The sequence below is a fragment of the Streptomyces sp. YIM 121038 genome, from assembly GCF_006088715.1.
Classification (GTDB): domain Bacteria; phylum Actinomycetota; class Actinomycetes; order Streptomycetales; family Streptomycetaceae; genus Streptomyces.
The window spans coordinates 1834665-1847415 of record NZ_CP030771.1 but is presented as its reverse complement, the minus strand read 5'-3'; the positions used below and the strand labels follow the sequence as shown (position 1 = coordinate 1847415).

The window sequence follows — 12751 nt, the reverse complement described above, 5'->3', positions numbered from 1 at the left end:
AAAGGAAGCGTCCGTTCCTTGAGAACTCAACAGCGTGCCAAAAGTCAACGCCAGATATGTTGATACCCCGTCTGCCGGACATCAGTTCCGGCGGCGAGGTTCCTTTGAAAAAGTCCTTCCACATTGTGGGAGGCGCACAGCGAGGACGCTGTGAACGACCGGGATTATTCCTCCTGGTTGTTCCGCTCTCGTGGTGTTGCACCCGATTACGGGTACACATTCACGGAGAGTTTGATCCTGGCTCAGGACGAACGCTGGCGGCGTGCTTAACACATGCAAGTCGAACGATGAAGCCCTTCGGGGTGGATTAGTGGCGAACGGGTGAGTAACACGTGGGCAATCTGCCCTGCACTCTGGGACAAGCCCTGGAAACGGGGTCTAATACCGGATATGACACGGGATCGCATGATCTTCGTGTGGAAAGCTCCGGCGGTGCAGGATGAGCCCGCGGCCTATCAGCTAGTTGGTGAGGTAATGGCTCACCAAGGCGACGACGGGTAGCCGGCCTGAGAGGGCGACCGGCCACACTGGGACTGAGACACGGCCCAGACTCCTACGGGAGGCAGCAGTGGGGAATATTGCACAATGGGCGAAAGCCTGATGCAGCGACGCCGCGTGAGGGATGACGGCCTTCGGGTTGTAAACCTCTTTCAGCAGGGAAGAAGCGAAAGTGACGGTACCTGCAGAAGAAGCGCCGGCTAACTACGTGCCAGCAGCCGCGGTAATACGTAGGGCGCGAGCGTTGTCCGGAATTATTGGGCGTAAAGAGCTCGTAGGCGGCTTGTCACGTCGGTTGTGAAAGCCCGGGGCTTAACCCCGGGTCTGCAGTCGATACGGGCAGGCTAGAGTTCGGTAGGGGAGATCGGAATTCCTGGTGTAGCGGTGAAATGCGCAGATATCAGGAGGAACACCGGTGGCGAAGGCGGATCTCTGGGCCGATACTGACGCTGAGGAGCGAAAGCGTGGGGAGCGAACAGGATTAGATACCCTGGTAGTCCACGCCGTAAACGGTGGGCACTAGGTGTGGGCGACATTCCACGTCGTCCGTGCCGCAGCTAACGCATTAAGTGCCCCGCCTGGGGAGTACGGCCGCAAGGCTAAAACTCAAAGGAATTGACGGGGGCCCGCACAAGCGGCGGAGCATGTGGCTTAATTCGACGCAACGCGAAGAACCTTACCAAGGCTTGACATACACCGGAAACGGCCAGAGATGGTCGCCCCCTTGTGGTCGGTGTACAGGTGGTGCATGGCTGTCGTCAGCTCGTGTCGTGAGATGTTGGGTTAAGTCCCGCAACGAGCGCAACCCTTGTCCCGTGTTGCCAGCAGGCCCTTGTGGTGCTGGGGACTCACGGGAGACCGCCGGGGTCAACTCGGAGGAAGGTGGGGACGACGTCAAGTCATCATGCCCCTTATGTCTTGGGCTGCACACGTGCTACAATGGCCGGTACAATGAGCTGCGATACCGCGAGGTGGAGCGAATCTCAAAAAGCCGGTCTCAGTTCGGATTGGGGTCTGCAACTCGACCCCATGAAGTCGGAGTCGCTAGTAATCGCAGATCAGCATTGCTGCGGTGAATACGTTCCCGGGCCTTGTACACACCGCCCGTCACGTCACGAAAGTCGGTAACACCCGAAGCCGGTGGCCCAACCCCTTGTGGGAGGGAGCTGTCGAAGGTGGGACTGGCGATTGGGACGAAGTCGTAACAAGGTAGCCGTACCGGAAGGTGCGGCTGGATCACCTCCTTTCTAAGGAGCACTTCTTGGCTGCCGGCTCTGCTGACAGTCCAGAGGCCAGTACATCAGCGAATGTCTGATGCTGGTTGCTCATGGGTGGAACGTTGACTACTCGGCCTGGTTCACGGGTCGGAGGCTGCTAGTACTGCTCGTAAGAGCGTGGAACGCATGATCTCCGGGCGGGACCGGGTCGGGCACGCTGTTGGGTATCTGAGGGTACGGAACTTGCTTTCCGACCTCAATGCCGACCCCGGTGAAGCGCCATTTGGTGGTGTGTGACGGGTGGTTGGTCGTTGTTTGAGAACTGCACAGTGAACGCGAGCATCTGTGGCCAAGTTTTTAAGGGCGCACGGTGGATGCCTTGGCACCAGGAACCGATGAAGGACGTGGGAGGCCACGATAGTCCCCGGGGAGTCGTCAACCAGGCTTTGATCCGGGGGTTTCCGAATGGGGAAACCCGGCAGTCGTCATGGGCTGTCACCCACCGCTGAATATATAGGCGGTGTGGAGGGAACGCGGGGAAGTGAAACATCTCAGTACCCGCAGGAAGAGAAAACAACCGTGATTCCGGGAGTAGTGGCGAGCGAAACTGGATGAGGCCAAACCTCAAGCGTGTGAGACCCGGCAGGGGTTGCGCTTGGGGGGTTGTGGGATCTCTCTTTCACAGTCTGCCGGCTGTGAGACGAGTCAGAAACCGTTGATGTAGGCGAAGGACATGCGAAAGGTCCGGCGTAGAGGGTAAGACCCCCGTAGTCGAAACGTCAGCGGCTCGTTTGAGAGACACCCAAGTAGCACGGGGCCCGAGAAATCCCGTGTGAATCTGGCGGGACCACCCGTTAAGCCTAAATATTCCCTGGTGACCGATAGCGGATAGTACCGTGAGGGAATGGTGAAAAGTACCGCGGGAGCGGAGTGAAATAGTACCTGAAACCGTGTGCCTACAAGCCGTGGGAGCGTCGGACATCAAGCTTGCTTGGTGTCTCGTGACTGCGTGCCTTTTGAAGAATGAGCCTGCGAGTTTGCGGTGTGTTGCGAGGTTAACCCGTGTGGGGAAGCCGTAGCGAAAGCGAGTCCGAATAGGGCGATTGAGTAGCGCGCCCAAGACCCGAAGCGGAGTGATCTAGCCATGGGCAGGCTGAAGCGGAGGTAAGACTTCGTGGAGGGCCGAACCCACCAGGGTTGAAAACCTGGGGGATGACCTGTGGTTAGGGGTGAAAGGCCAATCAAACTCCGTGATAGCTGGTTCTCCCCGAAATGCATTTAGGTGCAGCGTCGTGTGTTTCTTGCCGGAGGTAGAGCACTGGATAGGCGATGGGCCCTACCGGGTTACTGACCTTAGCCAAACTCCGAATGCCGGTAAGTGAGAGCGCGGCAGTGAGACTGTGGGGGATAAGCTCCATGGTCGAGAGGGAAACAGCCCAGAGCATCGACTAAGGCCCCTAAGCGTACGCTAAGTGGGAAAGGATGTGGAGTCGCAGAGACAACCAGGAGGTTGGCTTAGAAGCAGCCACCCTTGAAAGAGTGCGTAATAGCTCACTGGTCTAGTGATTCCGCGCCGACAATGTAGCGGGGCTCAAGCGTACCGCCGAAGTCGTGTCATTGCAGTACATACCCCCAACGGGGACTGTGATGGGTAGGGGAGCGTCGTGTGCCGGGTGAAGCTGCGCCGGAAGGCAGTGGTGGACGGTTCACGAGTGAGAATGCAGGCATGAGTAGCGATACATACGTGAGAAACGTGTGCGCCGATTGACTAAGGGTTCCTGGGTCAAGCTGATCTGCCCAGGGTAAGTCGGGACCTAAGGCGAGGCCGACAGGCGTAGTCGATGGATAACCGGTTGATATTCCGGTACCCGCTTTGAAACGCCCAATATCGAGCCCATTAATGCTAAGGCCGTGAAGCCGCCCTGGAGCCTTCGGGCAAAGGGGAGTGGTGGAGCCGCCGATCCAAGGTGGTAGTAGGTAAGCGATGGGGTGACGCAGGAAGGTAGTCCAGCCCGGGCGGTGGTTGTCCCGGGGTAAGGGTGTAGGCCGTGTGATAGGCAAATCCGTCACACATTAAGGCTGAGACCTGATGCCGAGCCGATTGTGGTGAAGTGGATGATCCTATGCTGTCGAGAAAAGCCTCTAGCGAGTTTCATGGCGGCCCGTACCCTAAACCGACTCAGGTGGTCAGGTAGAGAATACCGAGGCGTTCGGGTGAACTATGGTTAAGGAACTCGGCAAAATGCCCCCGTAACTTCGGGAGAAGGGGGGCCACGCCTGGTGATGGGTTTTACATCCTGAGCTGGGGGTGGCCGCAGAGACCAGCGAGAAGCGACTGTTTACTAAAAACACAGGTCCGTGCGAAGCCGTAAGGCGATGTATACGGACTGACGCCTGCCCGGTGCTGGAACGTTAAGGGGACCGGTTAGTCACTCTTCGGGGTGGCGAAGCTGAGAACTTAAGCGCCAGTAAACGGCGGTGGTAACTATAACCATCCTAAGGTAGCGAAATTCCTTGTCGGGTAAGTTCCGACCTGCACGAATGGCGTAACGACTTCTCGACTGTCTCAACCATAGGCCCGGTGAAATTGCACTACGAGTAAAGATGCTCGTTTCGCGCAGCAGGACGGAAAGACCCCGGGACCTTTACTACAGTTTGATATTGGTGTTCGGTTCGGCTTGTGTAGGATAGGTGGGAGACTGTGAACCCGGTACGCCAGTATCGGGGGAGTCGCCGTTGAAATACCACTCTGGTCGTGCTGGATGTCTAACCTGGGTCCGTGATCCGGATCAGGGACAGTGTCTGATGGGTAGTTTAACTGGGGCGGTTGCCTCCCAAAGGGTAACGGAGGCGCCCAAAGGTTCCCTCAGCCTGGTTGGTAATCAGGTGTTGAGTGTAAGTGCACAAGGGAGCTTGACTGTGAGACTGACGGGTCGAGCAGGGACGAAAGTCGGGACTAGTGATCCGGCGGTGGCTTGTGGAAGCGCCGTCGCTCAACGGATAAAAGGTACCCCGGGGATAACAGGCTGATCTTCCCCAAGAGTCCATATCGACGGGATGGTTTGGCACCTCGATGTCGGCTCGTCGCATCCTGGGGCTGGAGTCGGTCCCAAGGGTTGGGCTGTTCGCCCATTAAAGCGGTACGCGAGCTGGGTTTAGAACGTCGTGAGACAGTTCGGTCCCTATCCGCTGTGCGCGTAGGAATATTGAGAAGGGCTGTCCCTAGTACGAGAGGACCGGGACGGACGAACCTCTGGTGTGCCAGTTGTTCTGCCAAGGGCATGGCTGGTTGGCTACGTTCGGGAGGGATAACCGCTGAAAGCATCTAAGCGGGAAGCCTGCTTCGAGATGAGTATTCCCACCTCCTTGAGAGGGTAAGGCTCCCAGTAGACGACTGGGTTGATAGGCCAGATATGGAAGCCTGGTAACGGGTGGAGTTGACTGGTACTAATAGGCCGAGGGCTTGTCCTCAGTTGCTCGCGTTCACTGTGTTGGTTCTGAAACCACGAACAACCCCATACCTGCATGGTGTGGTGCGGTAGTTCACAGTTTCATAGTGTTTCGGTGGTCATAGCGTGAGGGAAACGCCCGGTTACATTCCGAACCCGGAAGCTAAGCCTTACAGCGCCGATGGTACTGCAGGGGGGACCCTGTGGGAGAGTAGGACGCCGCCGAACTAATTGTGATGGGAAACCCCCGTGCCGGATGGCACGGGGGTTTTCTGCGTTCAGGGCCGGACGCCACCCCTCTGCACTGGATCCCGACAACTGACGGTAAGGTCTGGGGGCACCATCGGCTCGTTCACAGGAGGCCCCCGGGTGGAGGTCCAAGAGACCCGTGTCCAGACGGACCGGGTCCTCACCATCCCCAACATCCTCAGCATGGCGCGCCTCGTCGGCGTGCCCCTCTTCCTGTGGCTGATCCTCAGGCCGGAGTTCGGCGGACCCAAGAGCGACGGCTGGGCGCTGCTCGTCCTGGCGCTCAGCGGCGTCAGCGACTACCTCGACGGGAAGCTCGCCCGCCGGTGGAACCAGATCAGCAGCCTCGGCCGGATCCTCGACCCCGCGGCCGACCGGCTCTACATCCTGTCGACCTTGGTGGGCCTGACCTGGCGGGAGATTCTGCCGCTGTGGCTGACCGCCGTGCTACTCCTGCGCGAGCTGGTACTGCTGGTGATGGTCGGGATCCTCAGGCGGCACGGCTATCCGCCGCCGCAGGTGAACTTCCTGGGCAAGGCCGCCACCTTCAACCTGATGTACGCCTTTCCCTTGCTGCTCCTCAGTGACGGAACTGGCTGGTTCCACACGCTCGCTGGTATTTTCGGATGGGCGTTCGCCGGATGGGGTACAACGCTGTACTGGTGGGCAGGGATCCTCTACGTGGTTCAGGTCCGCCGACTTGTCAGGGCGGATGCCATGGCCGATTGAGCTCGCCGGTAAGGCAGCTGTTGCGGCTTGCGGGCCCGTAAGAAACCTGAGCGGGCCAATATCGGCGGGCTGAGTCGGCTAGATCGTCACCTATCAAGGAGGACGTTTCCGACATGAAGGCCGTCGTGATGGCCGGAGGCGAAGGCACACGCCTGCGCCCCATGACCTCGAGCATGCCCAAGCCGCTCCTGCCGGTGGCCAACCGGCCGATCATGGAGCACGTGCTGCGCCTGCTGAAAAGGCACGGGCTCACCGAGACCGTAGTGACAGTGCAGTTCCTGGCATCTCTCGTCAAGAACTACTTCGGCGATGGTGAAGAGCTCGGAATGGAGCTCACGTATGCCAACGAGGAGAAGCCACTCGGCACCGCCGGCAGCGTGAAGAACGCCGAGGAAGCGCTGAAGGACGACGCCTTCCTCGTCATCTCCGGTGACGCTCTGACCGACTTCGACCTCACCGACCTGATCAGCTTTCACAAGGAGAAGGGCGCGCTCGTCACGGTCTGCCTGACACGTGTCCCCAATCCGCTGGAATTCGGCATCACCATCGTCGACGAAGACGGCAAGGTCGAGCGTTTCCTGGAGAAGCCGACCTGGGGCCAGGTCTTCTCCGACACGGTGAACACGGGCATCTACGTCATGGAGCCCGAGGTCTTCGACTACGTCGAGGCCGACGTGCCCGTCGACTGGTCCGGGGACGTGTTCCCGCAGCTCATGAAGGAAGGCAAGCCGATCTACGGCTATGTCGCCGAGGGCTACTGGGAAGACGTCGGCACCCACGAGAGCTACGTCAAGGCGCAGGCCGACATCCTCGAAGGCAAGGTCGACGTCGAACTCGACGGCTTCGAGATCTCGCCCGGGGTGTGGGTCGCCGAAGGCGCCGAAGTGCACCCCGACGCCGTCCTGCGCGGCCCGCTGTACGTCGGTGACTACGCGAAGATCGAGGCCGACGTAGAGATCCGCGAGCACACCGTCGTGGGCTCGAACGTGGTCGTGAAGAGCGGTGCCTTCCTGCACAAGGCCGTTGTGCACGACAACGTGTACATCGGGCAGCACAGCAATCTCCGCGGCTGCGTCGTCGGCAAGAACACCGACATCATGCGGGCCGCCCGCATCGAGGACGGAGCCGTCATCGGCGACGAGTGCCTCGTCGGTGAGGAATCGATCATCCAGGGGAACGTACGGGTCTATCCGTTCAAGACGATCGAGGCCGGTGCCTTCGTCAACACCTCGGTCATCTGGGAATCCCGCGGCCAGGCACACCTCTTCGGGGCCCGCGGCGTGTCCGGCATCCTCAACGTGGAGATCACGCCGGAACTCGCCGTGCGGCTCGCCGGGGCGTACGCGACGACCCTCAAGAAGGGCTCGACGGTCACCACGGCCCGCGACCACTCGCGTGGCGCGCGAGCGCTCAAGCGGGCCGTGATCTCCGCGCTGCAGGCCAGCGCCATCGACGTACGGGACCTGGAGAACGTGCCGCTGCCGGTGGCGCGGCAGCAGACGGCGCGGGGGAGCGCCGGCGGGATCATGATCCGTACGACGACCGGAGTGCCGGACTCCGTCGACATCATGTTCTTCGACGGGGAGGGAGCCGACCTCTCCCAGGCCAAGCAGCGCAAGCTCGACCGGGTGTACGCGCGCCAGGAGTACCGGCGGGCGTTCCCCGGCGAGATCGGGGACCTGCACTTCCCGTCCAGCGTCTTCGACTCGTACACCGGGTCGTTGCTGCGGAACGTGGACACGACGGGCATCGCGGAGGCGGAGCTGAAGGTCGTCGTCGACGCGTCCAACGGCAGTGCCGGGCTCGTCCTGCCCAGTCTGCTCGGCAAGCTCGGCGTCGACGCGCTCACGATCAACCCCGGGCTCGACGAGTCACGGCCCACCGAGTCGTCCGACGCCCGCAGGTCGGGGCTCGTACGGCTGGGGGAGATCGTGGCATCGGCGCGCGCCGCCTTCGGAGTGCGGTTCGACCCCGTCGGCGAGCGCCTTTCCCTCGTGGACGAGAAGGGACGGATCGTCGAGGACGACCGGGCGCTGCTGGTGATGCTCGACCTGGTGGCCGCGGAGCGGCGCAGCGGTCGGGTGGCGCTGCCGGTGACGACGACGCGCATCGCCGAGCAGGTCGCGGCGTACCACGGCACACAGGTCGACTGGACGACCACCTCGCCGGACGACCTGACCCGGGTCGGGCGCGGCGACTCGACGATCTTCGGTGGTGACGGGCGCGGTGGCTTCATCGTGCCGGAGTTCAGCAGCGTGTTCGACGGCACGGCGGCGTTCGTACGGCTCATCGGTCTGGTGGCGCGCACACAGCTCACTCTCAGCCAGATCGACGCCCGCATTCCGCGTGCGCACGTGCAGCGGCGGGACCTCGCCACGCCGTGGGCGGTCAAGGGCCTGGTGATGCGGAGCGTGGTGGAGGCCGCGGGCGACCGGTCCGTGGACACCACGGACGGCGTACGGGTCGTGGAGGCGGACGGGCGGTGGGTGCTCGTGCTGCCCGACCCCGCGGAGGCGGTCACCCATCTGTGGGCCGAGGGACCCGACGACGCTTCGGCTCAAGCTCTCCTTGACGAGTGGTCGGCTGTCGTGGACGGCGCCGGGCGCTGAGCGTGCGGGTGTGCCGGTCCGCACCCGTAAGTGGTGCTGTCCGGCACACCGGTGGGGCCATTCGGAGGTAGCGCCCGCGACGTGCGACGATGTGCGGCATGCCGCAGCAGCCCCCCGTTCGGAGCACCGTCTCGCGCCCTTCGCGCCCGGACGCCTCCATGTCGCTGCTCACCACCGTCATGGACCACAGCCTGGACGAGGGATACGCCGAGGCCGCCGCCCGCAAGAGGGAATCCGGCACCGGAGGAGTGCCGAAGACCCTCCGGGCGAAGCTGGGGCTGGCGGCGGGGCTCGTCCTGGCCGCGCTCGTCGTGACCGTCGGCGCCGCCCAGGCGCGCATAGCGGCGCCCGTGCTCGCCAAGGAGCGCGCCGAGCTGATCGACCGGGTCGAGTCGGCCACGGCGGACGCGGACGACCTGGAGGACGAGGTCGACGACCTGCGCAACGACGTGAGCGCGCGGCAGCGGGCCGCGCTGCGGAAACACGGCGGTGGCCGGGCCGAGTTGGTGTCGCTGCTGTCCGGCGCCACGCCCGTGCGGGGGCCGGGCGTGCGGCTCGTCGTCAACGACAAGAAGCAGGCCGACCAGGGCGGCGGCGGGCCCCGGGACAGCGCCGGGTTCTCCGACACGGGCCGGGTGCGTGACCGCGACATGCAGCGCGTCGTCAACGGTCTGTGGCAGTCCGGCGCCGAGGCGATCGCCATCAACGACCAGCGGCTGACCGCGCTGTCGGCGATCAGGGCGGCCGGTGACGCGATACTGGTCGACAACAAGCCGCTGGTGCCGCCGTATACGGTGCTGGCGGTGGGCCAGGGGCAACAGTTGAGCACCAGGTTCCAGAACAGCCCCGACGGTCAGTATCTGCATGCTCTGCAGGAGAACTTCGGCATCCGGACCAACATCTCCGTGGCCGACGACCTCCGGCTGCCGGCAGCGCCCAGTGTGACCGTACGTACAGCAGAGCCGAAGGCAGGAAAGGGCACATCGTGATCGCCGTACTGGGCCTCGTCGTGGGAGTCGTGGCCGGACTGTTGGTCCGGCCCGAGGTTCCCGCGGTGGTGGAGCCTTATCTTCCGATCGCCGTGGTGGCGGCGCTCGACGCGGTGTTCGGAGGCCTGCGGGCGATGCTCGACGGGATCTTCGACGACAAGGTCTTCGTGGTGTCGTTCCTGTCCAACGTGGTGGTGGCCGCGCTGATCGTCTTCCTGGGCGACAAGCTGGGCGTGGGTGCCCAGCTGTCGACGGGCGTCGTCGTGGTCCTCGGGATCCGCATCTTCTCCAACGCCGCGGCCATCCGCCGCCACGTCTTCCGGGCGTGATGCCGATGAGCTCGACGAACCCCGCGAACGGGGACGACACGCCCGACGACGGCCGCCGCAGGGAACTGCCTCCCGAGGTCCCGCCGACGCCCGGCAGGGCCGGTGCCGCGGCGGCGGGCGACGGGGCGGGCCCCGCGCCGGTGACCGGCCGCCAGCGGCTCGTGCAGGGGCTGTGGCCGCCGCGGCTGACACGCGCTCAACTCATCGTGGCCCTGCTGCTCTTCGTGCTGGGCCTGGGCCTGGCCATCCAGGTGCGGTCGACCAACGACAGCAGTGACGCGCTGCGCGGGGCGCGACAAGAAGATCTTGTTCGCATCCTGGATGAACTGGATGACCGAACTCAGCGTCTGGAAGATGAGAAGCGGCGCCTCGAAGAACAGCGCACCGGTCTCGAGAGCAGCTCGGACCAGGCCGAGGAGGCCCGCAAACAGACCGCCGAGAGGGAACGGCAACTCGGCATCCTGGCGGGCACGGTGGCCGCGCAGGGGCCGGGCATCACGCTGACGATCGACGACAAGAAGGGGACGGTGGAGGCACACATGCTGCTCGACGCCATCCAGGAGCTGCGCGCCGCCGGCGCCGAGGCCATCCAGGTCAATGACGTACGGGTGGTGGCCAGCACCCATCTGTCGGACGCGGCGGGCGGCGGTGTGCGGGTGGACGGCCAGAAGGTCGCCGAGCCGTACCGCTTCAAGGTCATCGGCAAGCCCCAGGACCTGGAGCCTGCGCTGAACATCCCCGGAGGGGTGGTGCAGACTCTGGAGAAGGAGCAGGCCACAGTCGTTGTCGCACGTACGGAGAAGATCGTCGTGGACGCCTTGCGACCGGCGAAGCGGCCTGACTACGCTCGGTCGTCCTCCCAGTGAGGCGGGGGTGCATGCGGGCTTCCGGTCCAGGGCATGAGGTTGCGGGGGGTCGGCGCACCCGGGACGGGGTGCGTGGTGGAAACTGTTTGGCGGATACGGACGTTGTGAAGATGTCCGTGTTGGCGATGCACGCCGGTGTGTGCAGTCAGGGTTCGTCCTGCCCCACGGGCGGGTCTGTTTCGGTCAAGGGGAATCGCCCGTGAAGTTGTTTGCGAAGTTGTTCGGCAAGAGTGCGCGTGAGGACGCGCGTCATCGTGCGCCGCGCCAGGGAGACGTGCCGGAGACCCAGGTGGGCGAGCGCCCGCTGTTCCGGGACCAGGTGGCTGGTCCGGGTGGTGACATTTCGGGCGGACAGGGCGCGTCGTCTGTTGACCCTGCTACTTCCGGCCGCATAGGTTTCGGGGATCCGTCGACCTCAGGTACGGGTGGAGGGTTTTCCGACCCGTACGCGTCCCATGCCCCAGCGGGGCAGCCGCGGCAGGAGGATCCGTCCATGTCGGCCCTGGTGTGTCAGAGGTGCGGTAACCGCAATGCGCAGGCGAGCCGGTTCTGTTCCAACTGCGGCGCGCCGCTGCGGCCCGGAGCGGTGAGCGAGCGCCCGTCCGAAACCACTTCGACGATCTCCATCTCCGGTCTTGAGGCCTACGACGCCGAGACCACGGGCCAGACGCCGTCCCCGGCGCTGTCGCCCGAGGCCCAGGCGGCCGTGGACGCCCTGCCGCTCGGCTCGGCGCTCCTCGTGGTCCGGCGCGGTCCGAACTCGGGCAGCCGCTTCCTGCTGGACGGCGACCTGACGACGGCGGGCCGTCACCCGCAGAGCGACATCTTCCTGGACGACGTGACCGTGTCGCGCCGCCACGTGGAGTTCCGTCGCGCCGCGGACGGCAGCTTCACCGTCGCCGACGTCGGCAGCCTCAACGGCACGTACGTGAACCGGGAGCGGATCGACTCCGTCGCCCTGTCCAACGGCGACGAGGTGCAGATCGGCAAGTACCGGCTGGTCTTCTACGCGAGCCAGCGGGGCATCTGACACTCCCCCGGACACCGTCCGGGGGAATCCCGAGGAAGGTCCATGCTGCACACACCGAGGGGCGGTGCCGGTCACGGCACCGCCGCTGCGGAACACCGGCTGATGAGCATCGGCGCCGTGCTGAACGTGCTGCGTGACGAGTTTCCCGAGGTCACCATCTCCAAGATCAGGTTCTTGGAGTCCGAGGGCCTCATCGAACCGCAGCGCACGCCGTCCGGATACCGCAAATTCAGCCCCGAGGACGTCGAGCGCCTGGCGCACGTCCTGCGGATGCAGCGTGACCACTATCTGCCGCTGAAGGTCATCCGCGAGCATCTGGACGCGATGGAGCGGGGCGAGCAGGTCACGCTGCCCTCGGTCGGGCAGCAGCGCGACGGGGGCGCCGACGGCGACACCGAAGCGCAGGACGAGCGCACCGCCGCCCGGGTGGGGCGCGAGGCCCTGCTCGCCGCCGTGGAGGCCGACGAGGGGCAACTGGCCGACTGGGAGACGTACGGCCTGATCGCCGCGCTGCCGGACGGCAGCTATGACGCGGACGCCGTGACCGTGGCCGCGCTCGTCGTCGAGCTGGGGCGGTTCGGTATCGAGCCGCGGCATCTGCGTGCCATGAAGGCCGCGGCGGAGCGGGACGCCGCGCTCGTCGACCAGGTCGTGGCGCCGCTGCGCAGGCACCGCAATCCGCAGACCAGGGCCCATGCGGAAGCACGTACGAAAGAGCTCGCGGGCCTTGCGGGACGGCTGCACACGGCCCTCGTGCACAGCGCGCTGGGCGTGCGGCCGCGCTGA

General features: G+C 64.1%; 7 protein-coding genes and 3 rRNA genes. All 10 read left to right on the top strand.

Annotation, left to right across the window (positions count from 1 at the left end; translation table 11 throughout):
- Nucleotides 1–219: 219 nt before the first annotated feature.
- The 10 genes from C9F11_RS07290 (at nucleotide 220) to C9F11_RS07245 (ending at nucleotide 12751) form a co-directional block, all read left to right on the top strand.
- Nucleotides 220–1745 (top strand): 16S ribosomal RNA (locus tag C9F11_RS07290).
- A gap of 317 nt (nucleotides 1746–2062) precedes the next feature.
- Nucleotides 2063–5186, top strand: a 23S ribosomal RNA gene (locus tag C9F11_RS07285).
- Nucleotides 5187–5275: 89 nt separating this feature from the next.
- Nucleotides 5276–5392: ribosomal RNA gene (gene rrf / locus C9F11_RS07280) — 5S ribosomal RNA — on the top strand.
- Together the 16S, 23S and 5S rRNA genes form the textbook arrangement of a ribosomal RNA operon.
- 141 nt (nucleotides 5393–5533) lie before the next feature.
- Complete coding sequence (locus C9F11_RS07275) at nucleotides 5534–6142, top strand: CDP-alcohol phosphatidyltransferase family protein (RefSeq protein WP_138958473.1); 609 nt, start codon at nucleotides 5534–5536, stop codon at nucleotides 6140–6142.
- 113 nt (nucleotides 6143–6255) lie between these two features.
- Nucleotides 6256–8751 carry a mannose-1-phosphate guanyltransferase gene (locus tag C9F11_RS07270; RefSeq protein WP_138958472.1) on the top strand — a complete coding sequence of 832 codons (2496 nt, stop codon included), beginning with the start codon at nucleotides 6256–6258 and terminating at the stop codon, nucleotides 8749–8751.
- Nucleotides 8752–8840: 89 nt separating this feature from the next.
- The gene (locus tag C9F11_RS07265) at nucleotides 8841–9740 is read left to right on the top strand and encodes a DUF881 domain-containing protein (RefSeq protein WP_138958471.1); all 900 of its coding nucleotides are present in this window, start codon (nucleotides 8841–8843) and stop codon (nucleotides 9738–9740) included.
- On the top strand, nucleotides 9737–10069 hold the full coding sequence (locus tag C9F11_RS07260; protein WP_003988855.1) for a small basic family protein: 333 nt from the start codon (nucleotides 9737–9739) through the stop codon (nucleotides 10067–10069). Before C9F11_RS07265 ends, C9F11_RS07260 begins: the two co-directional genes overlap by 4 nt.
- Before the next feature lie 5 nt (nucleotides 10070–10074).
- Nucleotides 10075–10935 (top strand): DUF881 domain-containing protein, encoded by an 861-nt coding sequence (locus C9F11_RS07255; protein ID WP_138958470.1) that lies wholly within the window; start codon nucleotides 10075–10077, stop codon nucleotides 10933–10935.
- Nucleotides 10936–11017: 82 nt separating this feature from the next.
- The gene (locus C9F11_RS07250) at nucleotides 11018–11965 is read left to right on the top strand and encodes an FHA domain-containing protein (RefSeq protein ID WP_138958469.1); all 948 of its coding nucleotides are present in this window, start codon (nucleotides 11018–11020) and stop codon (nucleotides 11963–11965) included.
- Nucleotides 11966–12007: 42 nt separating this feature from the next.
- On the top strand, nucleotides 12008–12751 hold the full coding sequence (locus C9F11_RS07245; RefSeq protein WP_138958468.1) for a MerR family transcriptional regulator: 744 nt from the start codon (nucleotides 12008–12010) through the stop codon (nucleotides 12749–12751).